This is a genomic window from Bacteroidetes Order II. bacterium (assembly GCA_016788705.1).
Taxonomy (GTDB): domain Bacteria; phylum Bacteroidota; class Rhodothermia; order Rhodothermales; family UBA2364; genus UBA2364.
In genome coordinates this window covers 1-24,354 of sequence record JAEUSQ010000061.1, presented here as the reverse complement: position 1 = coordinate 24,354, position 24,354 = coordinate 1, and the positions used below count along the sequence as shown (strand labels likewise).

Below are 24,354 nucleotides of genomic sequence, written 5' to 3'. Positions count from 1 at the left end.
ATAGCTATATGAACTTAACCGATCAAACCTCGTTGCTGGCCATTATTGCAGGCTTGGGCATTGCTTGGGAAGGCAGTAAAGCAACCGGAAAAAATCCACTCTTGATATTGTCTGCTGGGATATTGCTGATTTTTGTGACAGCGAAGCACTTATTTGGGGATGTTGCCCTTATGCTGGCCGTTCCTGCATTATTGAAAGACCTTGGTTTGGGTTTGTTGGCAGGTGGTGCAATGTTGGTTTGGCGCAAGGCGACCAGTCGTTCTTTTGTATTAGGTGGCTTGGCCCTTTTAGGTATGGCGGGGACGGGCTACGGAGTCTGGTATCTTTTTCAAAATACGGAGCAAATATTGGTGGAACTGGGGCCGGATGACCGTATTACCGAAATCATGCCGCTTTTGGTACGTTATGGTGTTTCTTATGAACGTGCATTTCCGGAGGTTTCTTTAGATGAAGATGAGAATTTGGCACAGTACTACCTCCTAACTGGAACGGCTTCCGTGATGGACAAGGTATTGTCCGGGTTGCGGTCCGATCCAGAAAATGTGGACAGCGCCGAGTGGAACAATGTGGTATCGTTGGAGCCTGAAACACCATTAGAAGCCATGCCCAATGGTGGTATTCAGTCTAATGACCCCAAAGCGGGGGAACAATGGGCACTTAAAGCGATCTATGCAAACGAAGCCTTCGTCCTGCTTAAATCTGCCCAACCCAAGCGTAAAGCCATTGTTGCTATTTTAGATACGGGCGTGGATAGTGGCCACGAAGACCTGAAAAGCGTCTTTACCAAATCTCCGGGGGATAAAGATTTGCATGGACACGGCACACACTGTGCTGGAATAGCAGGGGCCACAACAAACAATGGTGTTGGCATCGCCTCACTCAACTGGGAAGGGCGATTCATCGAAATCCGTGGGTACCATGCCTTGAATGGCGGCGGTGCAGGCACCAATGAATCTATTGCCCAAGCGATGATCAGCGCAGTTGAAGAGGGGGCAGACATCCTTTCCATGTCGCTAGGAGGTTATTCGCCTTCTGCGCCAAAGGTAATTCGGGATGCCGTGCAGTTTGCCCTTAAACGCCAAGTAGTGGTGATTGCCGCTGCAGGAAACTCCAATGACTCGGCAAAAAACCACAGTCCAGCCAATATCAATGGTGTTATTACGGTGTCTGCGGTAGATGCAGAAAAGAAAAAAGCAGGCTTTTCGAACACAAACCATGGGCTAAAACGCCCCATTGCCGCGCCGGGTGTAGATATTCTCTCTACGAAGCCGGGCGGTATGTATATGGCCCACTCTGGAACCTCTATGGCAACACCTTTGGTGGCAGGCTTGGCGGGCGTCCTGCGTTCTTTCCGGCCAGAACTTAAACCGGATGAGTTGTATCAAATACTATTTCGTACGGGGCAAAATGTCCCTGATACAGGAAAAGTGGGCCGTGTAATTAATGCCGAAGCTGCAATTCGAGTGGTATTGCCCTAAATATTCATTGATCTTTGTTTGCAGAGAGGTATGATACAATCAATGCGGTGGATTATGCCTCTCTTTCAATTTTATATAGGTCTCTATGATGGTAGCCTATGTCTTGGCAATGTGAGGCCCTATAGGGCATGTTTTAAGATGATACAAGCTTTTAAAGATACAATTGAATTCGAAAAAATGGGGGAAACATTATCATTGTATATGTAGCGCCGATAAGTGGCGACGGTGCATTCAGAAATACGATCACACACATGACTGGCCTGAAAAATGAAATATGGGCACGTGAATGGGAGCACTTGGGCGAGCATATCCCATACCGAAATATTATTGGGATTATTGACTCTAAGCATTCAAAAAAATGAAACCACTGATAACATATTTCGGGCTTGCGTATTTAATTAGTTGGGCAATTTGGCTTCCGTTGTATGGACATACTTTGGGGCTGACCAATTTACCTACTTTACCTTATCATCACGGACTTGGTGGACTTGGGCCCTTAATTGCATCATTCTTAACGACATGGATATACGAAAGAAACCAAGGAGTAAAACGTTTATTTCAACAATGTTTACAAGTAAGACCGCTGATTTATCTGACAATTGCGTTATTAAGCCCGTTCCTACTCGCCTATATAGCGACAATCATAAATTACTTCGTTTATAAATCACCAATCAATTTATCGGGATTTTTAGTTTCAAAAGAGTTCCCTCAGCTCAACTTATTGACGTTTTTTATTTACAACTTAATATTCTTCGGATTTGGGGAAGAAGTGGGTTGGCGCGGTTTTGCATTGCCAAGGTTCCAGTATAAATTTAACGCATTAACTGCAAGTATTATCTTGACCTTATTTTGGGCTATGTGGCATTTGCCGCTTTTCTTTTACCGACCAGGTTATACTTCAATGGACTTTGCAGGAGCATTTGGTTGGATATTTAGCCTGCTAACCGGAAGTATATTATTAACTTGGCTTTACAACTCATCCAGAGCAAGTATTTTAATTTGTGCTGTTTTTCACTCCACCATAGACATCGTATTTACAGCAGACCTTGCGGATAAAAACGTCTTGAATTATTACATAGGTTTATTAATAACGGTTTGGGGTATATTGACCGTCCTTGTCTTTAAACCCCAAAATTTAGCGCTAAACGAACGAGAAAAAAACATCAGTCTTTAAGATGAGTTTTGTGTTAAATTTGATGATGATTTTACATGTTCAACGTGTTATTGCCCTTCGGAAATTTCAAAGCACCCTATCCATAGCCAGTTCGCTAACTTGCTTGGCTTAATCAGGCCGTTGTGTGGACTCAACCTCTTAGACCTACAGCTCAATGCCTCATACCTTCGGTCAGATCGGATAATCAAGAAATCTTCATCCGAGCTTTAGCGGCTTATACCCACAAGTATGTCTTAATAGGCGCTAAGGCACTAAATTAAAAAAATTCCACCGAGCTTTTCTGCACACCACTCATTCAGGTCGGCACCTCAGGGATAACTTGTTTGGTTTATAGATCAGAACCTTTTGACGTCGTACACATTTTCCTTACAGAAGCCAAGGTGGGGGCGTTGTATATTAGATACAATTTAGACTCAATCCAAATTGCGATGAAATACCTGTTCTCCATAGTGCTGTTGCTGTTGGTGGCCAGTTGCAGTACGCCGAAAGACGAAACCCTACGGGCGCGGGAAGTCAAGCAGCGGGCTTTGGCCGATGTCGGCTTGCTAAAATCCGACCTTTCGGAATTATATCGTTTGATTACGGCAACGAATGCCGATACCGCGAAGATTCAATCGGCATTTAAGTCGGCACGGCTGCATTATAAAGCGGTGGAGTATTTGGCCGAGTATTTGATTCCACGTGTGGCCAAGCGCATGAACGGACCTGCACTCCAAAAAGTGGAAGTAGAGGCGGAAGAAATCACCACAACCAACCCTAACGGGTTTCAGGTGGTGGAAGAGCAGCTTTTTCCAGCGTATGCGCCAGAAGACGTTGTGGCTTTATCTAACGAAGTGGCCTATTTGCGCCAACTCACCGACCAATTGGAGGCCAACTTACGGGTGAGCGAATTAAAAGACCGTCAGGTCTTCGAGGCTATGCGACTACAAGTAGTGCGCATTTTATCGCTCGGCATTTCGGGTTTCGATTCGCCCGTAGCCTTTTATTCGCTCCCGGAATCAGTGGCTAGTTTGGCGCGGATGAAAGAGGCTTTAAGGTCTTATATGAGCGATGCTGATTTGAAGTTGGCAGCCAATGCCTTAGAGGCGGCCATTGATTTTATAAAAAAAAGTCCACCGGACTTTGGCGAATTTGACCGTGCAACATTTATTCGCGAACACCTCACCCCGTTAAGCCATGCGCTTTTGGTTGCCCAGCAGCAACTCCATATCCCCCTTTCCACCTATCGGGCACCGCTCAAGCCAGATTTTACCACTGTTTTTTCTGAAAAAGCCTTTGACTTGGCTGCTTTTGCGCCAACTGATGCACAAAAACCAACACCATTAGAAGCGCACTTAGGCAAGATTTTGTTCTATGATCCCTTTTTGGCTGGGGATGGCGGGCGCAGTTGCGCCTCTTGCCACTTAAACAACCGCGCTTTTACCGATGGACTACCGCTTGCGACTTCCACCGATGGCATACAAGATGGCATGCGTAACACGCCTACAATCCTAAATGCCGGGCTATCTCGCTCTACCGCCTACGACCTGACCGCCTTTACTTTGGAAGACCGTGTGGAAAAAGTTCTTCGGAATCCAAAAGAATTACATACCACCCCCGAGGCTGTAGGGCAGAAACTCAGGACGATCCCCGAATATGTGGCGCTTTTCGAAAAGGCGTTCCCGCTTCAAGATCTCACCGATGCGAAGATGGGGCGAATGGCAGTACGGGCCATTGCTTCCTATATGCGCACCCAGACCAGCCTTAACAGTCCCATAGACCGTTATTTGCGCGGCGAGCATGTTACGGTTTCTCCACAAGTCATCCAAGGATTTAACCTGTTTATGGGTAAGGCCAAATGCGGTACATGTCATTTTGCCCCACTCTATAATGGAACCGTACCTCCGGCATACGTCGAGGCAGAGTCTGAGGTCTTGGGCGTACCGTCCAAGCCCGTTACATCGGGCGCGAAGGTAAGTCCCGATATAGGTAAATTTGCACTACTACAGATGGACGTTCATCGCCATGCGTTCAAAACCACCACGGTGCGCAATGCTGCCCTTACCGCACCGTACATGCACAATGGGGTTTATAACACGCTGGATGAGGTTTTGGATTTTTACAACCGAGGCGGCGGTGCAGGCATCGGAATTTTGCTGCCCAACCAAACCCTACCGCCTGAACCCTTGAATCTGACCAGAGCAGAGCTGGTCGCATTACGCAGTTTTATTGAATCTTTGAATGACACCTCGCCCATAACACCACCCGTCAGCGATTTTCCACGTATCCCCGTAGGAAACCGATTTGAACGTAAACGTTAAACGCAGACATTTCGCCAAAATGCCACGATCTTTTGTTGTAGTTTTGGGGTGCGGATTTCGTACCCCATTTTTCATCCCGCCCCCCGTTAGTACATGAACCTGTTTCAAGTTGAGTGGCCCGCTTTGCCAACTTCGTATGCCCCCGAATCCTTCGAGGTAGCTGTCTTTTCATGTTATATTGGGATGCGCAAAGGCCACGAGACCATTTTTCGGTATTCCGATGCGCATTTTATGACGCGCAACGTTTTGGAATCCATGTGGGCCAAGATCAATAGCCTACATTTTCTGGATGAACTAACAGAAATATTGCCTAAAATCGCCGAGCCGATTCCATCATTTTTGCACCGGCATATCCATCAGCCGGAACCTTTGTCCGCGTTCTTAGACCAGATAGATAACTGGATGGTGGAACAATTGTCGGACGACATGGGGCAAGGGCCTGGTTTTTTGGACGAAGTGTATGCCCCTGCAACGGATTGGCTAGTGGCACGTACCTTTAGCCCGGACGACATCGAAGACAGTCCTTCTGTCTATTTTTTCCGGTATCAAGACGACCTCAAAATCACATGGTTGGCCGAAGCGATCCAAGAGGAAGACGATATTTTTCCGGTCTGGCATACCATCGGTGGGGTTTATACCCTTTCTTTTCTTGCCTTTATGGAAGAAGTCCGACAACTGATCAAGGAAGTCTATCAAACCGTTTTGAACCGTCTGCATCAAGTCGTTGTTTTGTGGCCGGATATGGTTGATGTTGTACCCTATATGGCCCAACTCGACGCGCACAAGGAAAATTGGCTACTACAGATTCGTCAAACAAGCGAATACCATGAACCTCCGCTTCCTTCCACGGATTGGCGACGTATCCGGCAGTTGCTAAACCTATAGCTCCAATGGCATGAACATCGCATCCCCGCAGCCCCATCGTCACATCCCAGCCTTAGATGGCTTTCGGGGCCTTGCTGTATTGCTGGTCATGTTCGATCATTTTACCGACATGGGCGGATTGCTCAAGGGCGACTCGGCTTTTTTGCGGCTTCTGAACAGCGGATACATCGGTGTGGACATGTTTTTCATGTTATCCGGTTTTCTGATTACGGGTATTTTATTGGATACGAAAGGTAGTCAGAACTATTTTTCTGCGTTTTATGCCCGCAGAACACTCCGCATCTTTCCACTCTATTATTTTGTACTGGCTGTAGCATATGGTACAGCCCCGTTCTTGACACCCCAAAACAACTTAGACTTCTCTGGCCCCAACTCGCCCCTCTGGTACTGGTTGTATGTCTCTAATTTTGGAACCATTGTAAAAGGGGATTGGCTGCTTTCGCCTTATTGGCTGAACTTGGGTCACCTTTGGTCGCTTTCGATCGAGGAGCAATTTTATCTTTTGTGGCCGTTGGTGGTTTTTGTCTTTCCGCAGAAACACCTCAAAACCGCCTGTTTAGCCTTAGCCGCAATGGCAGTTGCCCTACGCCTGTATTTCCTGAAAACCGAAGGGGATTATTCGTTGATGGCGTATTTATTCACTTTTGCACGGCTCAATACACTGGCTATTGGTTCTTGGATTGCAATTGCGTTGCGTGAGCCAACTGTCTGGGAAGAGGTCCGCAAATACCGTTGGGTTGTGTTTTGGGTGGGCGGCACCCTATATATTGCCGTTCGTACGTACTGGATTAATGGGCGGCATTATGAAGATGTGTTTGCCATGATTTTCTTTTGTTCGCTGTTGGTTTTGGCCATTCAGGAAAAAGGCGCACAGCCTTGGAAGACATTTCTTCGGTCTCGCCCACTCGTGTTTTTTGGTAAATACAGCTATGCACTCTATATTTACCATCACTTGCTAAAGCCCATTTTTTGGCTCAAACTATATAACGGCTTCTTGGTGCCACTTTTGGGCAGTGGTTGGGCGGGTGTGCTGGCATATGTGGTGATTGTCACACTAGTTACCATCGCCCTTGCCCTCCTAAGTTGGCACTTGCTGGAATGGCCTCTGCAACGGCTGAAAAAACATTTTCCGTACCGATACGACGCAACCCAAACAATCCAACAATAAATTGCCCATCATGGCCCGAACTGCTCAATCTGCCGGAACCCGTTACCTGATGTTCAGCCTTTCTTTTGCATTGGCTGCATATTTTGCATACAAAGGGGAATGGGACAAAACAGGCCTTTTTTTATTGACCATGGCGCTGCTCCTTTGGGCGTACCTACGACACGGAAGTGTATGGCTGGCTTTTTGGTACTTTCAGCGTGGAAATTTTGAACGAACGGACGCCATGCTCAAAACCCTTTCACCAGAACGTTTGGATGTGGTGAACCAAAGTTATTATTATTGGCTGAAAGGGCTTATGGAAGCCCGAATAAATGCCCTGATGGCGGCTAAAAACTTTTTTGACCAAGTACAGCCAGAACGCTTGATCAACGAAAACCACCGAAAGAACTTCCGTTCGCATGTGGCACAAATTCAAACACGATTGTCCCCTCATCCTTCTTAAATCTATTACGACAATGAAAAAACTGTTGTTACTGCTTTTCTTCCTTCCCCTCACAACCTACTCGCAAGCCAGTCTGAAGTACGAAATGCGGGGTGCTTGGGTGGCCACCGTATTGGGTTTGGATTGGCCTACCGCTGGAGCCTCGCCAGCAAACCAACAGGCGGCACTCCGAACCATGTTCGATAACCTGAAAGCTGCCGGGGTGAATGCGGTGTTTTTTCAAGTCCGGTCAGAGTCGGATGCCATGTATAAATCGGAATTAGAACCGTGGTCCATCTACCTCACCGGACAACAAGGCAAAGCCCCCTCGCCAGAGTGGGATCCGTTGGAGTTTGCCATCACCGAGGCCCACAAACGTGGTATGGAACTCCACGCTTGGTTCAATCCGTACCGTGTTATTCGGGACAACGCCGGAACCTATGCGAAGGCGGCGAACCACATCTCGGTCACAAAACCTGAATGGATGCTAAAAGTGGGGAATGTCACCATTCTGGATCCCGGCATACCGGATGCCCGCAATTATATCATTCAGGTGGCAATGGATATTGTCAATCGTTACGATGTGGATGGCATCCACTACGATGACTATTTTTATCCCTATAGTGGAATGAACAACGAGGATTTAAATACATTCACTACTTATGGTTCCGGATTTCGAGCCATAGACGAGTGGCGGCGCTACAACATCAATGAGTTCGTAAAAAAACTGGGTGAGCAGGTACGGGTAGCCAAGCCTTGGGTAAAATATGGGGTAAGTCCATTTGGCATCTGGAAAAGTGGTGTGCCGTCGGGGATTACTGGCCTTTCGGCCTATAGCACCATCTTTGCAGATGCCGTAACGTGGATGGAACTGAAATGGATAGATTATTTGTCCCCACAATTGTATTGGGCGTTTGGTGGTGGCCAAGATTATGCCAAACTGGCCCCTTGGTGGAAAAGTGTGATGAACGGGGTTCACCTCTATCCGGGCTTAGGCGCTTATCGGGCCGATTCTGGGACTGCTGGTTCGGGAACGGTTTATAAGGCCAACGAAGTACCCCGTCAATTACGGTTTAACCGTGCCAATGGCATCCCCGGTAGCCTCTTGTTCCGTGCGAACAACATAGACGGAACGCGCCCTACACAAGGGTTAGCGGATTCGCTCCGTCTCAAAATCAATAAATTACCTGCACTTACACCTGTAATGGACTTTAAGGCAAAGGTAATACCGCCTGCTCCGGTAAACCTAACCTATTTTTGGGACAACGAGACCATTCAACTGTTTTGGGCAAAACCTACGCCTGTTGCTGGACAACAAGACGTGTATCGTTTTGCCATATATCGCGCTCAATCGGCGGCGGAACCGGATATGCAAACCGTTATCTCCGATCCAAAAAATCTCCTTATGGTTACGCCTTCACTTACGTTTCGCGACAAGCCCACTAAATCCGCTACCCCTTATTGGTACTTTGTGACGGCTATCGGTGGCAATTCGGTGGAAAGCACCCAAAAAACCATGATTGCCGCAATCGAGGGCAAGGCGGTCTCTAATACTCATGAAGTGCCCACTACTTTTCGGATGAGTGACGTCTATCCGAACCCGTTTAGCAACGAAGTTTCTCTTTCACTTACCTTAGACCGCGCAAGCCGGGTGCGCATTACCTTGGTAAATACCTTAGGCCAAACGGTGGCCGTGATCGCTGATACGGTGATGGATGCGGGAACCCAAAACGTGGGATGGGAAGCCGGACATTTGTCCAATGGTGTTTATCTATTGGTGACAGAAGCCGAGGGCCACCGCGAAATAAAAAAAGTGGTCCGCAATCGTTGATTTTGAAACTTGAACTCACGGATCATTAACCTGTTATTCTCCCCGATTCTTTTACTAAGGATCGGGGTTTTTATGCTCCTGGGAATCCTGCAAACTCGGAAACGCGGGTGGCCTGAAGTAAATGGCGTTGCTCGTGACGGACCAAAAGTGCCACACAGGACGACAATGGATAGGTTATGATGGCAAGCAATGGAGAGGTTACCACCACATGGGTATCCGCATGTTTTAGGCCAGCCAATGCCGCTACAAATTCTTGTTGATGTACCTCGAAGCGGGCCACAATATCACCCGATACCTTGCTGGGCGGTGTGGTTGCTTGTATCGGTGTTTTCATCTTCCGCTTCAGGTCTGGGCCCAAAGCGTCCACCATAAAATTTCCCAGCCACATGCTCATGGGATTGATTTTGGCCCACCAAGAGGGCTTGTAAGTACCATTTTCGAGTGCAGCAAACAAGGGGAAATACAAACGATTACCTTGGATCAGGTGTTCCAAACACTGTGCTACACTCCATTTATCTGGCGTTGGCCGCCAGTTGAGTTGGGTGGGGGTTAGATGGCCAAAAAGTCGCTTGGCCTCAAACGTCACTTCGTTACAGAGGGCAATATGGTTATCTAAGGTAAAGGAAGAATCGGACATGGCGTCGTGGGATTAGCGTGAAGCGGTGAGGGCCTGCTTAATGGCCGCTATATCGCTCTGAGAAACCATGTTCTCTTGTTTCAATTGGATGAACGACGCCAAGAGATCGTGTGGATCGTCTATGATCGCATCGTTTAGGTCATTGATCACTTTTTGTTTTTCGGCGTGGTATTCTGCTTCGCTGATCATCTCATTTGTCCAAAGATGGTACAATTTCCGGAAGCGGTCTGCAAAGGCATCCGGCGACATTTTCCGGGTATTTCTGGGTGGGAGAGCCTGTGCAATTTGTGTCTCCAATGCCGCTTGCTCGCGTTTGGCAATGCGGTTATTGAGCCGCTTAGCATCCGTGCGTGCCATAAAAATCCCTGCAATCCACATCATAAGTCCTGGTAAAATAAGCACCCCCCCCAGTACCGTCAGAAAAAACCACATCAGGCCAAATCCAACACGCCCAACATAGATATGTCCGGCTCCAGGAAAAATAAAGGAGAGCAATGCCGCCAGTGTGGGGTCTTTTTTTACTTCCATGATTTAGTCATGTTTTATCGTGAGGGGTAAACTTCGAAGCGCAATACGCAAGATACAGCAAACAAGATGCAGAACAGAATAGAAAACGTACACCCAAACCCTAGGATTCTTACAAACCTCACCCTACGCGAACCATACCCCAATTTTGAGGAGCCGACCTGCAGAAATGGGTGTGATTCACCAAACAACAACCCTACAGAAAGACGGGTATAAACATGACACCTGCTATCAAAGATATGAGTGACCATCAAAGAACAAATTTTCCTCAAAGGAAATAATTACCTTGCACCCGATCAAGTTTATGGTTAGATTTGTTTTATCACCTAAAATTCTACGCTTTATGAAAAAGTTACTCCTATTACTCTTCCTTCTCCCTACCTTTGCTATCGCCCAACGTGGTAGTGATGGTGCCCCCGTAGCTGATGGAAAAAAATTAGGTATTGGCTTAGACTCTTACGGCCTTTCGGCCATCTACGACATCAACCGCAACGTATCGGTCCATGCCACTCTCGGTTCGGGTTGGTGGGGAACCGATGTCACCGCTGCTGGCTGGTATCGTCTGGGGAACCACAAACGGTCAGACTCTTATGTGTATGCGAAAGCCTTTATCGGGGATGACAGCGGGGTTGGTGTAGGTGCAGGACTGGAGTGGAGTTGGGGCAAATTACTTCAGTCGGAAGCAGCCTTACTCAAGCGTCTCTATGGAAACTGGGATATTGGTGTGGCAACTTCAGGACGAGGACTTGAAACATCTGGCGGAATCCGTATTCGTTTTGGTCGTTAAACCCACCAGCCAAGTCCACAAAATCATACGGACATTCCAACTTAAGATTGAAGTGGCTATATTTTATTTGTCTCAAGGATTTTCCCGTTGCGCAAAGACCAACCAGAGTTTGCAACAGTCAAGTATTTTTGTCCATCCGAAAAGCAGTAAAACACCCTATAAGCCAGAGACTTAGGGGCATTGTCTGGTTGATTTCAGTACAGATAATGAAGACATCCTTTTTTTCAACTCGACGACGGCTTCATCTATGGAAACCTTGTGCTGCACAGGCGGGCCAACGAGTACTTCTGCCTTAAAAAAGTCTATGATCACCAAGTCACCCATTCGGCTTCGTCCCTTTTTTTACTTTGACAAAATATTCAGGACGGTTCTCGATGTGGTGATTAGGTATTCACGATCAGCACCATATCTGCTTCTTGTGCGCGAAGTCCAGAATCATCGAAACGGATTTTTCTTAACGCAATATTTTTTAGTTTTTCCTTCTCTATCCGGGTATTCAGTAGGCTTTGAAATTCCTCGCTTACTTCCGCCGCAATTACCTTTGCTCCTTTTGCAGCCAATTTTACGGAAAAATACCCACTTCCCGCGCCAATATCCATAATGGTTTTACCCCTGATATTGCCCAGATATCGCATTACTTTTTCGGGTTGTTGATAGGCATCTCTTTCCGGAGACTCAAAACTTTGTGCCCATTCCTGAACAGAGGAATGGTGCATGTGCTCATTGGCCGAATTAGTATGAGGCGCATCTTTTGGTTTGTGAGATCCATGTTCTTGCGCCCAAATGAGTGACTGGCTAACGAACCCAACCCAGATTAAGGTCAGAAAGCCAATTTTCTTTTTCATCTTGTATTGGTTCAAGGGAGTGGATGGATGAGTGCGTAAAAAGCGTACTCAATACCTTCGGGTTCCGTTTTTATCGTACCATTACTTTCTGTACTGTTCGCTGATCGCCGTAGCGGGCCTCTATCAAATACATTCCGGCTGGCAGTCGTCGGCCTGTTGCATCGGCGGCATCCCACGCAAGTTGGAGCTTTCCGCTCGCAACGGTAGTATCTGTCAATAAGCGTACTTGTTTGCCCAGCAGGTCCAAAACCCGAACTTGTAGCTTACCGGACGTCGGAATCATCAATTCTAGGGTAGTGTGATCATCAAACGGATTTGGATAGGAAGCGGTAATCTCAAAGGCTTCGGTGGGCAAGGTTTCTTCCTCTACCTCCACCGAGCCTTCATTTTGTGCGCCCGTGATAGAGAAAGTAGCTTCGTCGGCAAAAGCGGAACCCGCCAACCCACTGTCCATCGCCTGTACACTCCAATAATAAGTACCATTTTTCAGCCCTTTTATCGTAAGGCTTCGCCGATGGCCTGTATTGCCGGGGGCTGTCAGCCGACGGAGACCCGTATTTAGGTTTGCCATTGCCGAAAGGATTTGTTGTCCACCTGTCATTGTGCCAATGCGTGCATTATACATCAGTCCCTTTTCGGGGGTCAGCAGGTCTAATGAAGGATCCCAAGACAGCGTAACAGTATTGCCACTTACTTCGGCTTTCAGGTTTTTGGGAGCAGTAGGAAGTAGGTTTAAGTTAGGCGTATCGTTACGAAAATAGGAGGCTGCCCCTGCCACACCATTATACCCTTGAATCATCACATCCGAATCGGCATCACCATCAATATCTCCAATGCCCACTGCGGCAAGCATGGCACCAATCAGGTTCACTGCCGGACGGAACGCCCCGCCACCTAGGTTCTGCATTACACGCGCACGCGGACTCGTGATCGCGGTATCGCCACCAACCACTAAAACGTCTAAATCTCCATCGTTGTCAAAATCCGTCCATACGGTTTTACCCGAGAACGCACCCGGAAAGTTAACGGCCATTTCCGTGAGGGAGCCTGCATCATTTCGGTATAGCTTCGTGATCCCTGTAAGCAAGCCAGGACCATATTTTCCACCCGAAATCACCAAGTCGTCATCACCATCCTGATCAAAATCACCCCAGTCTAAAGAACTAAACACAAGAGGTGCTAGATGAAGCCCCATATCCGTAAACCGACCATCGGTATTTCGATAGACACGGGTATGGGAAGACGTAGCAGTGGCACCAGAAACGGTAAGATCCAGGTCTCCGTCGTTATCCATATCATTCCAGGCTACATCACAAAATGCAACGCCTTCTAAACCCGCACCAATGTCCTTAAAAGTAGGGGTTCCTGTCGGAAACGTGGGCCAGTCGTTCCGGAAAATTTTGGTGCTATAAATCCCTTCTGCCGAGGCCCCACATTGTGCCAGATCCAATCTACCGTCATTATCGAAATCACCGAAGGCAAGGTCTCCGCTATAAAGCGGATCTATAAAGGTGCCCAGTTTGCGGATGCCAGACGCCAATAAATTAGTAAAAACCCCAGCTGTCGTGGTATAAGGTGCTTGTGTATTGGTTGCACCAGAAGCCGCAAAGTCTAAATCTCCGTCGTTGTCCACATCCCCAAGTGCGATCGCGCCAAACACCATTTTAGGCATATCGGAGCCAGGCCGAAGGTCTTGCAACAACTGGGTAATGGTAATTCCGGAAAGATCTACCGTAATCTGAACACCTTGATTCCGGAAAATCGTTCCATCTGGTATATTTGACCAAAAGCCTGTCGTAACATAATCCATCCGACCATCATTGTTCATGTCGCCCGTTGCAAGGGTGCCATTTTGAATAATGGGCATTTGGTGATTAATAAACTGGTACGTAAAAGGTTGCGCATGAATAGCAGAACCAAAGGCCCAAAGCACAACACAAAAAATAATAAGGTGTTTCATAAATCGTGGAATAGGGAAAACATACAATGAATATACCACAAAATACACCTTGAACGGTTCCTCTGTTTATTTGACTTCCCAAAAATCATCATGCGATCTCTTCGTACTCGGCTTGTTCGAGCAATTCGTGCGCCATTTCGCGTCCCAGATAGTGGTCTATGACCCAATGTACGGCATAAATAATGGGTGTAATCAGAATGGCAATAACAAACTTATACCCATAATTAAACAAGGTGATAGCAAGAATGGTTTGGAACGTAAATCCGGGTTGTCCGCTAAAGGCGATGGTTAACACTAAAAACGTATCCAAGAACTGCGAACCAAATGTGGAACCCGTTGCTCGTAGCCACAAGTGTTTTCCATCTGTGAGCTTGCGCAACCAGAAAAAGAGGCTAATATCCACCAATTGGCCAATCAGGTACGCGGTCAAACTCCCCAAAATCACCCGTCCGGCCATGCCAAATACGGCATTAAACTGGTCTGCTTTGGCTGGCGAGATAGGATCGGTGGGCATCTGAATGGCAAGGGAAATCAGAATGAACTCAAATACAATCATCCCCATCCCCACCAGCGTCACAAAACGAATCCCTTTCCGTCCAAAATACTCGTTGATGATATCGGTCATGATGAAGGTGATTGGAAAGGCCAACACACCAGCCGTCATCGTAACCCGATCAAAGGTCTGTCCTAAAATTTGAATGCTAAAGGGTAAATGAAAGGCCGTAAAAAACTTGCCCGCAGTGGCTTCTGCCACAATAAGCGCCGTAAGAAAAACGGAGGCACAAATCACATAGAGTTTTTGTGGCCGACTGAGGGTGTATTGGACTTGCGACATGGCGTTTTGTATTCGGATTTTGTAAAAAACACGGTTCGAGAGCGCCAATTTACAATGAGATGGCCCAAATAAATCGTAGAATACGATTAAGGCCGATCAAAAAGCGTCTAACGGATTCGGAACCTCAGGAAAAAACGTCTTTGCAGGACGTTTTTAATGAAACCTGCACCAATAAGTACTGGCACTCAAAACACCTCCACTCCATCTTCCCTGTTACGAAAGTGACCAGATTCAAACAAAACGTCCTTTACCCTAGCAATCAGTTCCCGGAATATCCCGCCTTGGTCATCCGTTCGGCCAGTTTGGGCTGAAAGCGCCGCGAAACGGGAATTGGGGTTGGAATATCTTTCAATTTCAACCGATACCCTTGCGCATTTCCAAGTACTTCCTCCACTTCTTCCAAATTCACAATATAGGCACGGTGACACCGGAAAAAGGCACACGCCTCTCCTAACTCCACTTCAACTTTCTTGAGCGTGCTTCGGAATAGGTATTGAGACAATATACCGTGTTCGTTCATATAGTGTACCTGCACATAATTATCGGCAGCCACCATATAACGCAAGCAGGTGGAGGCAATCTCGAAAGATTCTTTCATATTTTCGGAATTCAACACCACTACGTTCTGTGGTTTGCAAGGCATGTCAAGTGTTTGTGTTATGGGCACGGAGAAGAGTGGCTCGTCCCTTTCATGTGATTGTTGCACTACTGCTGGATGAGGCTCTGCCAAGTGTGCCGACCATTTCTGTGCCTGACGGATGTGTGCCTGTAGGGTACGGAGGTATAGCCACATCAAAAAAAGACCTGCTGGAATGACAGTGATGGCGCCCAATTTAAGGCTTCCTATGGCAATAAAGTACCAGGTAGGGGAAGCGATTCCGACAAAATAGGCGTAAGCCGTTAGTGCTACCACTACCGCGCTAAAAGACCAGATTGTATAGAGCAGCGCCGAAGACACTTTCCAGTTTCGCTCGTCAAGACCATGACTAAGCCACATCCGAAGCCCAATCCCATTTAAGGAAACGACGACGAAACTGATCATACTTGCCTCCAATGCACGATAGAAATGCAACGATGAATGAAATATATCTACTCCAAAAGGCTTAAAAACACCCATAAAAACCAATATATAGAGTAAAAACCCGGCATTCATCCATAGTTGATCCCGAATTCTGCTAACAATAGGAAAAGGCTTGTTTAGAAAAGACCACATAAGAAAAGGCTATCGCAAATGAGAAAATAAAGATACAATGTTTTAGGTGTTGATATTGAGGCCTGAATGAAATCAAATAAGATTCATGAAGATTTATTCGTAAACAAAATTCCATCTACACGTGCTCCTTACCTTATGTTTTTATTCAAATCATATACGCTCGCACCCGCTTATGACCTCCCGTAAGGTTTTAATCTTATTGGCTTTTTCTGCTATTTATTTTATTTGGGGTTCAACCTTTTTGGCCGTACATGTGGCCTTAAAGGAAATCCCGCCATTTATTTTGTCGGGCGGTCGGTATTTCCTAAGTGGGGTATTGATATTGCTTTGGGCATCTATCAAGGGGCTGTCCCGTCCTACGCTCAGACAGACCAGAAATGCGGCGCTTGTTGGAATTTTGTTGCTTGCAGGCGGGAACGGACTGCTTGCATGGAGTATGCAACGGGTTCCATCCGGTATGGCTTCGTTAATTGTCACGGCAGGTCCGATGTGGTTGGTACTGATTCAATGGTATTGGAAGCGCACTGAAAAGCCCTCTCTTCAAACATGGGGCGGGTTATTGATTGGTATGGTGGGTATGGCGGTTCTGATCGGGCCGGATTCCCTGTACCACCTCCCACAAGTGAGACCAATAGATATTGCCATGATGTTGGTCGCCAGTTTGTTCTGGAACTTTGGTGCAGTGTATTCTACAGACGCCGATATGCCTGCCAATCCATTTATGATGACAGGGATCGAAATGCTCGTTGGCGGACTTGCTCAATTTATGATTGCGCTGTTTACAGGTGATTGGCTACGCTTCTATCCGACTACGGTTTCCACCGAATCTTGGATGTGGCTTGCCTATCTCGTAGTTTTCGGATCGGTCATAGGTTTTACTTCTTATGCTTGGCTGATTCGCAATGTTAACCCGGTGAAAGTGGCCACACACACATTTGTTAACCCTATTGTGGCTGTGTGTTTAGGCTGGTTGGTGGCAGGAGAACCCTTTACGCCTTATATGGTCACCTCGGCCATACTGATGGTGGGTGCCGTGGCCCTCCTGACAATAGAAAAATTGCGGAAAGCCCCCAAACTGAACCCCGCTTGATTGTACGGATTGCGCTTTTTCATCCGTAAATTGAACCCTTAACCCTTTAATCTGTAAATAACATGCAACGTTTTTTATATTTCATTGTATTCTGCATAAGTTGTTTGGGCACCATCCATGCCCAGACGTGTACCAACCCCACTAACGTCATTTTGGTGCGTCATGCCGAGAAAGCGCTGGATCAGGGGAATGACCCCTCATTGACCGAAGTCGGGAAAGCAAGGGCCAGCCAATTGGTAGATCGCTTGGCGGATGCCAATATTTCCGCACTTTATGCCACACAATTTAAACGAACACAAGAAACCCTGCTCCCCTTAGGTCAACGGTACGCTTTACCTGTAGTTGTTTTGGAGGTTGCTCAGAGCAATTGGGATGTCTTCCCCGAAACCTTAAAAAACCATATTCTGGCAAACCATTGCGGCAAAACCGTGGTGGTAGCGCATCACTCTAATACCATTCCACACATCATTAACGCATGGGCAGGAACAAATATGAAAGACCTTGAGGATACCGATTATGGGAATTTGTTTCTCCTCACGCTTCAGCCTCATCGAAAGGCCACCCTGATTCGTGCCCGCTTCTAAGTATGCAACCCCTTTCAATCTGGTTTACCTATTTTATCTTTGGTCTTGCCCTTGGTTTGGGCGGATGTGCCACTCCCATCGCTCCGACGGGTGGGAAACCACGTACCATTCCGCCCAAACTCATCTCATCGCAACCCGCAAACCAGGCTGTTCGGGTAAATACCACAAGCATTAAGCTACTATTTAGCGATTACTTGGATCTGGCTAATTTTCCCAAAGCCCTCAGCATTACACCGTCTTTCCGACAGCCCCTGCGGGTGCGGTGGCAAGGGCGAGAAGCAGAAGTCATTTTTCCAGAGCCACTCCGCACAGGAACCACCTATGTGCTCCAGTTAGGAACCGATTTGCGGGATTGGAATGGGATAGCCCTCAAAGAGCCGATTGTGATTGCTTTTTCTACGGGCGAAAAACTCAACAAGGCCGAGTTGAGTGGCTTGGTTTTGGAGCCAAAGCAAGGAAACCCCATGCCAAATACCGATATTTTTGCATGGCTGGGTACAGATAAACCCGATTTTTCTCGTGACCCCGACTACCACACCCAATCCGGTAGTGATGGTCAGTTTACGTTCCGTTACTTGCCGGAGTCTCCGGTTTTTGTAATTGCAACACAAGACCGCAACCGCAACCGCCGTCTTGATCCGAACGAGCCGATAGGTCTTCCACCTTTCCGGGTATTACGCGCCGAAATTCCCGACACCACAACCAGTGGCCCCCAAAAACCTCTGGTACGCTACAATCCATTGCCCCCTTTTAACCCCTTGTCCGCTGACACCACTAAGGGGCGTCGGTCTGCCCCCATTACCGTATCCAAACCTCTACGTTGGTTTTTGGCCAAGCCCGATACCACCGCACCCGTATTCCGCACCATCCGTGTGCTTTCGGCCAAGCGTTTGGCCCTTACCTTCTCGGAACCTGTCGTTTTTTCAGATGCTAAATGGCATAAATGGCACCTTGCGGACTCGGTGCGGAATATACCAGTAGGCATACGTACATCGTATCAATTGCCCACAACCCCCAGGGTGGTCTATGTTGTTGCAGACTCCATGCTGGCGCATCGCCATCGTCTTACATTTTCGGGTCTCGCAGACAGCACAGGCAACCACCTCCGAGAGACTTCGTTGGGCTTTTCGGGCATTGCACGAGCCGATACACTACGCATGAGGTTCATTGGATTTGGTCCAGAACCACCTGTCAAACTAATACGGAATGTAGCCTTACTATGGGCCGATGCGTGGCCAACCTTGCAGTTTAGCCTCCCACCAGACACCGCTTTTTTGGCCCGCTATGTGTCCGTTACCGATACACTTGGGACCGAAAAACCATATACCTGGCGCACCGACAACGGAACCACCATACGCATTTTGCCCGAATCCTTTGAGCTTGGTGTACCCGTCCGCATCACCGTAGATCCACACTTCCAGCAAAGAAAACAGCCGTTTGTTCGTACTTTTGAGCGACTCCGAAGCGACGAACGCGGCAGCATTGTCGGACAAATTCAGGATGTCGGCGCCTCGTCTGTTTGGGTTGAACTGATTCCTGTCCCCCCTTCTCGGTTAGACGTGGCTTTTTATCGTACCCAAACAGATCCCAGTGGTCGGTATGTGTTTAAAAACCTGCCAGAGGGTAGCTATCGTTTGAGGGCCTTTCGGGATGTGAACCGAAATGGAAGATGGGACGCAGGCAGTTTGGAGCCTTTTACGCCTGCTGAACGCATCGTCTGGAGCAAAGAACCCATTACGCTTCGCACACGTTGGGAAAATGAGGTACCTCCCATGATTTTTGAAGAGGAATAAAGACCTATGTTGCCCGCCCTCGAAAAAACAGACGCTCTGCTCACCGCTTCTCGGTTGCGGCTTCGCCTAAAATCTCCATTCTTTGCCACACTGGCGCTTTTTGCGGAATATCGTATAGACGATTCTTTAGAAACCGCTGGAACGGATGGGAAAGATATTCTTATCAATCCCACCTATGCCGCATCTCTTACTAATGAAGCGTTAGACGGGCTATTGCTCCACGAGGTCTTGCACGCTGCCCTCCGGCATACCATACGGTTAGGGGAACGCGATGGGTATTTGTGGAATATTGCCGCCGATGTGGTGGTAAATGGCATTATTGCCCGTCATGGCGGTTTTACCCTCCCTGAAGGGGCCATTCGGATGGAAAAATGGGAAGCCTTTTCGGTGGAGGAGGTCTATGATTTACTCATGAAGCGTACCAAGAAAACCACCTTGCCCATGCCGGATTTGCGGTACCACCGTGCCATTGAAATGGGAGGCCAGGGTGCCGACGAACTGGAAGTACATTGGCAACATGCGCTTGAACAAGCCAATGCCGTGGTGATAATGGGGCGCGGAAACAACGGACTGGGCATCCACCGAGAATTTAGAAAATTTGCGGCACCGCCCTTAGATTGGCGAACCCACCTCAGCCGCTTTTTAATCCGTACTCCACACGACTTTGAGGGATTTGATCGGCGGTTTGTGGGGAAAGGCTTGTATCTAGATAGTTTAGATGGGCAGGGCCTGCGCATCTTTGTTGTGATAGATACTTCCGGATCGGTTACGAATGGAGATTTAGGCCGCTTTTTGGCTGAAGTGCAAGGGATATTGGGAACATACCCACACATCGTTGCCGACCTATATTATTTGGATGCAACCCTTTATGGCCCCGTTTTCCTTGAGGATTTCACCACCGTTCCGCCTCCCGTGGGCGCTGGCGGAACGTCCTTTGTTCCGTTTTTCGACCACATAGCCCGTTTGGACGAGGCCCAACAACAAAATGCCGTTGTGGTTTTTCTTACGGACGGCGAGGGCCTTTTCCCCGAAATACCACCATTATTACCGGTCCTCTGGGTCGTTACAACTGGTGGACGGCCCAGCGAACGCTTCCCCTTTGGTGAAGTATTGCGAATGACAGGATAAATCCCACCGAATGGAGAATCTATGATAGATTTATCTGCTCCTAAAATACCAATAGTTACGTTCCTTTAATGGATTTATATTTCATTTTATCGTAAAATTTTTTCCATTTTGCGTCCTTTTGCCAATTCATCTACTAATTTATCTAAAAACCTTGCTTTTTGGGTTAATGGATTATCAATTTCTTCAATCCGATAACCACAAATAGCTCCTTTAATAAGAGGGGCGTTAGGATTTAATATGGCCTGTTGGAAAAATGTTTCAAACGTTACCCTTTTATCTACAAGTTCTTTAATTTTCAATTCGTTAAACCCGGTCAACCATTCTATTACTTGGTGTAGTTCTTCCCTTGTTCTGCCTTTCTTCTCGACCTTAGCCACGTAATGAGGATAAACTGATGCAAATATCATTTGCGCTATTCGTTGATTATGTTCGTCTGTTGGTTTCATTTTATTTATTCCGTTTCGAATTAAATCAATATCACGTTCTTTAGACTAATGGTTGTCCGAATGCGGTTATTTGGTTTTATTTACCAAGTATGAGCATCATCTATGGTTTAGCCTAAAACAAACTACAGAAAACAAGATTAAAAGTCAAAGCCTATGTTCCTGACTAAAAACGAGTGGGCTGATCAGGCCCCAACCGAAGAATCCGGAGGTTCAATCAAAGCATCGCTGGAGGGGTACGCCGCTTTGTACACGCAGCCAACAAGCCAGCAGCTATGCTCCAGATCATCCTCTACAGAAACCTTTTCTCTTTTAGGCTTGGACTACAATAAAACCAAAGGTAACGTGCTTGTTTTTAATAATTACATATTTTATTTTACAATAATTGGCTATAACAAAATAATATTCTAAAAATATTATATATCATAGAATATTATTCTTTCGCAAAAAAATAGCGAAGTTTCGCTTCTAATAAATAAAATCACATCTGAAAGCGGTTTGCATCCCGTAGTTTCTATGCCTAAAAAAATGGTCAACCAAGGCAAGAACGCAATGATCAAGGCAAATCCATACTTCGTGTACAAATTTGGCGGAACTTCTGTCTCCGACGCCGAGCGAATCCGAGAAGTGGTTCGTTTGGTGGTGACCCCCAATGAGGGCCGCAAGGTAGTGGTGGCTTCTGCATTGGGCAAACTCAAAGGCGATCCCAACCCCAAAGTCACCGACCAACTCTTGATGTGTATAGCCCTCGCACAAGACCGCGATACGGGCTATAACACCGTTTTGGAGCAATTACAAAGCCGACACGAAGCCATTTTGCAAACGTTGGTATCTGATACCGCCGATCAAAATGCTATCCGGACGCATTTAAGCACCCTTTGGCATTACTTGGGTGAACTTTTGGATGGGGTTTATCTCCTTCGCGAATGTTCTTCCCGGACTTGGGCAGCGATTGTGGCCATGGGCGAACGCCTCTCCGTGCCCATTATTGCGGGTGCTTTTCGTGCTGCTGGCCACAAAGCCATCGCCATAGAAGCCACTCAACTCATTCGGACGGGTCCCCAATTCTTAGAAGCAGAAGTGGACTTTAGGATGTCTGGTGAACTGATTCGAAAAAATCTGTGGCCATTGGGTGATGAAATTATTCCCATTGTCACGGGATTTATTGGTGCTACCGAAGACGGCGTCCTCACCACATTGGGCCGTTCTGGCTCGGACTATTCCGCCACCATTCTCGCCTATGCCTTAGATGCAAAAGAGGTGGTCATTTGGTCGGATGTGGATGGAGTACTTACTGCCGACCCACGCATTGTACCAGATGCCTTCCCTTTGGCTAACCTCACTTATCAGGAAGCCAGTGAACTCGCCTATTTTGGTGCCAATGTTTTACACCCCCGAACGATGCTACCCCTCATTGAGAAAAGCATCCCCCTACGGTCCAAAAACACCATGAATCCGGATCATCCCGGAACCCTCATCTCCACCGATACCCAAGACACACCCAGTAAGGTGAAGGGCGTTACTTCCATCCGTGATATGGCTTTGTTGATGGTAGAAGGCTCTGGGCTAGCTGGCGTACCGGGGATTACTGCCCGTGGGTTTGTATCTCTGGCCGATGCAGGCATCAATGTGGTAATGGTTTCACAGGCCTCTTCCGAGCAAAGTGTCTGTTTTGCCGTGCGGCAGACAGATGCCAAAATCGCCCACCAGCGGCTTTTGGATGCCTTTGCGCGAGAGTTGGACCGGGGCGAAGTGGCCGAAGTGAGCCGACGTGATGGGTGTGCCGTTGTGGCTATTGTGGGAGACAATATGCGGAACTCGCCCGGTATTGCCGGAAAGATGATGCAAGCCCTCGGAAAATGCGGGATCAACATCTTATCTATTGCCCAAGGCGCTTCCGAACGGAATATCTCGGTCGCCGTCTTAGATACCGATGCTGTACCTGCGGTGCAGGTCTTGCACGAGACGTTTGCAATGAACCGCCGCCGTGTCCATCTCTTCCAAATCGGTACCGGAGTGGTGGGGCAAACCATGTTACGACTCTTGAAAAAACAAGATGAATACCTGCGAAATATGCTTAGGCTCAATTTCCGAATTGTGGGGGTGGCCAACTCACGACAGATGTTCTTTGACCCCAAGGGCGTTGTCCACGACGTCGTGGACGAGCGGTTAGACATGGGAGATCCTTCCGATTTAGACAAAATCATCACGCACTTTAAGGAAAATCGCCTCGAACATGCAGTCGTGATAGACATTACTGCCAGTGAAAAAGTGGCGCGAATGTATCCCAAATTCTTGGCTGCCGGAATTGCCGTCGTTACGCCCAATAAACGCGCCAATACCTTAGAACAATCGTTCTACGACGAAATCTATCGTGTATATAGCCAAAATCCAGTGCCTTATTTTTATGAAACCACGGTTGGTGCGGGCCTGCCCATTATTTCTACCCTCCGCGACTTGGTGGAAACGGGCGACCAAATCAACCGCATAGAGGGCGTGCTTTCCGGAACATTGGCCTATATCTTTAACCGAATGTCCGAAGGGGTGACGTTTTCCAAAGCTCTTTTTGAAGCCCGTGACCTCGGCTATACGGAACCAGACCCTCGCGACGACCTGATGGGCGAAGATGTGGCGCGCAAAATTGTGATCCTTGCACGGGAAGCTGGATTCCGGCTCAACCTCGAAGATGTGACGCAAGAGTCCCTAGTACCCAAAGCCTATCGCGGGCTTTCGGTGGAGGAGTTTATGGAGAAAGTGCCAGAATTAGATGCCGAGTGGCAAGCCCGCATGGCCGAGTGGCACGCACAAGGGCTGCGTCCGCAATATGTGGGTGTGATCAATGGCGATGGTTCTTGCTCGGTAGGAATTCAGGCAGTGGACGTGGATTCACCGCTGCACTATTTGCGTGGAACCGATAATATTGTATCCTTTAATACACAACGATACTTTAATACGCCGATGGTGGTGCGTGGACCCGGTGCTGGCCCGGAACTTACCTCTTCCATCATATTGGCCGATACCATCAAAACCGCAGAAACCTTCCGCTAATCGCAGAAACTTTTGGCTTTGACTTATCCCCTATACGTGCTCATATAGGGGATTTTTTAATAAGCTAAGTCTAAGTACATGACAAAAAAGCTTTTCCGCCATGTTGCCTATCTTGTGGGTTCTGACATCTACAAGATTATGGCAACAAAAGCGAAAAAGCTGGCTCAATATAGTGAGCTACAAGATTTTTTTAGTAAAGAACTTCGGCT

The 24,354-nt window shown here is 47.5% G+C and carries 20 protein-coding genes; 13 read left to right on the top strand and 7 right to left on the bottom strand.

What is annotated here, in order from left to right; translation table 11 throughout:
- Positions 1-8 precede the first annotated feature (8 nt).
- The 7 genes from JNN12_16010 to JNN12_15980 all read left to right on the top strand — a co-directional run bounded on the left by JNN12_16010 (position 9) and on the right by JNN12_15980 (position 9,257).
- Positions 9-1,478 (top strand): S8 family serine peptidase, encoded by a 1,470-nt coding sequence (locus tag JNN12_16010; GenBank protein ID MBL7979842.1) that lies wholly within the window; start codon positions 9-11, stop codon positions 1,476-1,478.
- A gap of 358 nt (positions 1,479-1,836) precedes the next feature.
- Positions 1,837-2,652 carry a CPBP family intramembrane metalloprotease gene (locus JNN12_16005; GenBank protein MBL7979841.1) on the top strand — a complete coding sequence of 272 codons (816 nt, stop codon included), beginning with the start codon at positions 1,837-1,839 and terminating at the stop codon, positions 2,650-2,652.
- Positions 2,653-3,080: 428 nt separating this feature from the next.
- Positions 3,081-4,952 (top strand): hypothetical protein, encoded by a 1,872-nt coding sequence (locus JNN12_16000; GenBank protein ID MBL7979840.1) that lies wholly within the window; start codon positions 3,081-3,083, stop codon positions 4,950-4,952.
- Between the two features lie 93 nt (positions 4,953-5,045).
- Positions 5,046-5,837 carry a hypothetical protein gene (locus tag JNN12_15995; GenBank protein MBL7979839.1) on the top strand — a complete coding sequence of 264 codons (792 nt, stop codon included), beginning with the start codon at positions 5,046-5,048 and terminating at the stop codon, positions 5,835-5,837.
- A gap of 10 nt (positions 5,838-5,847) precedes the next feature.
- Complete coding sequence (locus tag JNN12_15990) at positions 5,848-7,005, top strand: acyltransferase (protein ID MBL7979838.1); 1,158 nt, start codon at positions 5,848-5,850, stop codon at positions 7,003-7,005.
- 10 nt (positions 7,006-7,015) lie between these two features.
- Positions 7,016-7,447, top strand: a complete 432-nt coding sequence (locus JNN12_15985; GenBank protein ID MBL7979837.1) for a hypothetical protein — start codon at positions 7,016-7,018, stop codon at positions 7,445-7,447.
- Between the two features lie 13 nt (positions 7,448-7,460).
- Positions 7,461-9,257, top strand: coding sequence for a family 10 glycosylhydrolase (locus JNN12_15980; protein ID MBL7979836.1), 1,797 nt, complete (start codon positions 7,461-7,463; stop codon positions 9,255-9,257).
- Positions 9,258-9,327: 70 nt separating this feature from the next.
- On the opposite strand, the gene JNN12_15975 is transcribed toward JNN12_15980, so the two are convergent.
- Together JNN12_15975 and JNN12_15970 are read right to left on the bottom strand one after the other, a co-directional pair.
- Positions 9,328-9,894 (bottom strand): DinB family protein, encoded by a 567-nt coding sequence (locus JNN12_15975; GenBank protein ID MBL7979835.1) that lies wholly within the window; start codon positions 9,892-9,894, stop codon positions 9,328-9,330.
- A 12-nt stretch (positions 9,895-9,906) separates the two neighbouring features.
- Positions 9,907-10,422, bottom strand: a complete 516-nt coding sequence (locus tag JNN12_15970) for a TM2 domain-containing protein (protein ID MBL7979834.1) — start codon at positions 10,420-10,422, stop codon at positions 9,907-9,909.
- A gap of 340 nt (positions 10,423-10,762) precedes the next feature.
- On the opposite strand from JNN12_15970, the gene JNN12_15965 reads away from it, so the two are divergent.
- Positions 10,763-11,206, top strand: a complete 444-nt coding sequence (locus JNN12_15965; GenBank protein MBL7979833.1) for a hypothetical protein — start codon at positions 10,763-10,765, stop codon at positions 11,204-11,206.
- Between the two features lie 383 nt (positions 11,207-11,589).
- Here JNN12_15965 and JNN12_15960 read toward each other — a convergent pair whose 3' ends face one another.
- The 4 genes from JNN12_15960 to JNN12_15945 all read right to left on the bottom strand — a co-directional run bounded on the left by JNN12_15960 (position 11,590) and on the right by JNN12_15945 (position 16,059).
- Positions 11,590-12,051, bottom strand: a complete 462-nt coding sequence (locus JNN12_15960) for a methyltransferase domain-containing protein (GenBank protein MBL7979832.1) — start codon at positions 12,049-12,051, stop codon at positions 11,590-11,592.
- Positions 12,052-12,121: 70 nt separating this feature from the next.
- Complete coding sequence (locus JNN12_15955; GenBank protein ID MBL7979831.1) at positions 12,122-14,011, bottom strand: VCBS repeat-containing protein; 1,890 nt, start codon at positions 14,009-14,011, stop codon at positions 12,122-12,124.
- A gap of 88 nt (positions 14,012-14,099) precedes the next feature.
- The gene (locus JNN12_15950; protein MBL7979830.1) at positions 14,100-14,846 is read right to left on the bottom strand and encodes a queuosine precursor transporter; all 747 of its coding nucleotides are present in this window, start codon (positions 14,844-14,846) and stop codon (positions 14,100-14,102) included.
- Between the two features lie 259 nt (positions 14,847-15,105).
- The gene (locus JNN12_15945) at positions 15,106-16,059 is read right to left on the bottom strand and encodes a LytTR family transcriptional regulator (GenBank protein ID MBL7979829.1); all 954 of its coding nucleotides are present in this window, start codon (positions 16,057-16,059) and stop codon (positions 15,106-15,108) included.
- A 172-nt stretch (positions 16,060-16,231) separates the two neighbouring features.
- Here JNN12_15945 and JNN12_15940 point away from each other — a divergent pair, with 172 nt between their 5' ends.
- The 4 genes from JNN12_15940 (at position 16,232) to JNN12_15925 (ending at position 20,654) form a co-directional block, all read left to right on the top strand.
- A complete protein-coding gene (locus JNN12_15940; GenBank protein ID MBL7979828.1) occupies positions 16,232-17,149 on the top strand; it encodes an EamA family transporter in 918 nt (305 codons plus the stop codon).
- Between the two features lie 62 nt (positions 17,150-17,211).
- Entirely contained in the window at positions 17,212-17,733 is a 522-nt protein-coding gene (locus JNN12_15935; protein ID MBL7979827.1) for a histidine phosphatase family protein, read from the top strand.
- Between the two features lie 2 nt (positions 17,734-17,735).
- Positions 17,736-19,526, top strand: coding sequence for an Ig-like domain-containing protein (locus JNN12_15930; GenBank protein ID MBL7979826.1), 1,791 nt, complete (start codon positions 17,736-17,738; stop codon positions 19,524-19,526).
- Positions 19,527-19,532: 6 nt separating this feature from the next.
- Positions 19,533-20,654, top strand: coding sequence for a hypothetical protein (locus tag JNN12_15925; protein MBL7979825.1), 1,122 nt, complete (start codon positions 19,533-19,535; stop codon positions 20,652-20,654).
- Positions 20,655-20,740: 86 nt separating this feature from the next.
- Here JNN12_15925 and JNN12_15920 read toward each other — a convergent pair whose 3' ends face one another.
- Positions 20,741-21,100, bottom strand: a complete 360-nt coding sequence (locus tag JNN12_15920) for a DUF2200 domain-containing protein (protein ID MBL7979824.1) — start codon at positions 21,098-21,100, stop codon at positions 20,741-20,743.
- 549 nt (positions 21,101-21,649) lie between these two features.
- Between JNN12_15920 and thrA the strand changes: the two genes are divergently transcribed.
- A complete protein-coding gene (thrA, locus tag JNN12_15915; protein MBL7979823.1) occupies positions 21,650-24,145 on the top strand; it encodes a bifunctional aspartate kinase/homoserine dehydrogenase I in 2,496 nt (831 codons plus the stop codon).
- Positions 24,146-24,354 lie beyond the last annotated feature (209 nt).

Excerpts from the sequence above, each read along its gene's own strand:
- JNN12_16005 (MBL7979841.1), top strand. The coding sequence starts at position 1,837 with ATGAAACCACTGATAACATATTTCGGGCTTGCGTATTTAATTAGTTGG.
- JNN12_15990 (MBL7979838.1), top strand. The coding sequence starts at position 5,848 with ATGAACATCGCATCCCCGCAGCCCCATCGTCACATCCCAGCCTTAGAT.
- JNN12_15940 (MBL7979828.1), top strand. The coding sequence starts at position 16,232 with ATGACCTCCCGTAAGGTTTTAATCTTATTGGCTTTTTCTGCTATTTAT.
- JNN12_15965 (MBL7979833.1), top strand. The coding sequence starts at position 10,763 with ATGAAAAAGTTACTCCTATTACTCTTCCTTCTCCCTACCTTTGCTATC.
- JNN12_15950 (MBL7979830.1), bottom strand. The coding sequence starts at position 14,846 with ATGTCGCAAGTCCAATACACCCTCAGTCGGCCACAAAAACTCTATGTG.
- JNN12_15930 (MBL7979826.1), top strand. The coding sequence starts at position 17,736 with ATGCAACCCCTTTCAATCTGGTTTACCTATTTTATCTTTGGTCTTGCC.
- JNN12_15920 (MBL7979824.1), bottom strand. The coding sequence starts at position 21,100 with ATGAAACCAACAGACGAACATAATCAACGAATAGCGCAAATGATATTT.
- JNN12_15980 (MBL7979836.1), top strand. The coding sequence starts at position 7,461 with ATGAAAAAACTGTTGTTACTGCTTTTCTTCCTTCCCCTCACAACCTAC.
- JNN12_15995 (MBL7979839.1), top strand. The coding sequence starts at position 5,046 with ATGAACCTGTTTCAAGTTGAGTGGCCCGCTTTGCCAACTTCGTATGCC.
- JNN12_16010 (MBL7979842.1), top strand. The coding sequence starts at position 9 with ATGAACTTAACCGATCAAACCTCGTTGCTGGCCATTATTGCAGGCTTG.
- thrA (MBL7979823.1), top strand. The coding sequence starts at position 21,650 with ATGATCAAGGCAAATCCATACTTCGTGTACAAATTTGGCGGAACTTCT.
- JNN12_15945 (MBL7979829.1), bottom strand. The coding sequence starts at position 16,059 with ATGTGGTCTTTTCTAAACAAGCCTTTTCCTATTGTTAGCAGAATTCGG.
- JNN12_15975 (MBL7979835.1), bottom strand. The coding sequence starts at position 9,894 with ATGTCCGATTCTTCCTTTACCTTAGATAACCATATTGCCCTCTGTAAC.
- JNN12_15985 (MBL7979837.1), top strand. The coding sequence starts at position 7,016 with ATGGCCCGAACTGCTCAATCTGCCGGAACCCGTTACCTGATGTTCAGC.
- JNN12_15955 (MBL7979831.1), bottom strand. The coding sequence starts at position 14,011 with ATGAAACACCTTATTATTTTTTGTGTTGTGCTTTGGGCCTTTGGTTCT.
- JNN12_15925 (MBL7979825.1), top strand. The coding sequence starts at position 19,533 with ATGTTGCCCGCCCTCGAAAAAACAGACGCTCTGCTCACCGCTTCTCGG.
- JNN12_15935 (MBL7979827.1), top strand. The coding sequence starts at position 17,212 with ATGCAACGTTTTTTATATTTCATTGTATTCTGCATAAGTTGTTTGGGC.
- JNN12_15960 (MBL7979832.1), bottom strand. The coding sequence starts at position 12,051 with ATGAAAAAGAAAATTGGCTTTCTGACCTTAATCTGGGTTGGGTTCGTT.
- JNN12_16000 (MBL7979840.1), top strand. The coding sequence starts at position 3,081 with ATGAAATACCTGTTCTCCATAGTGCTGTTGCTGTTGGTGGCCAGTTGC.
- JNN12_15970 (MBL7979834.1), bottom strand. The coding sequence starts at position 10,422 with ATGGAAGTAAAAAAAGACCCCACACTGGCGGCATTGCTCTCCTTTATT.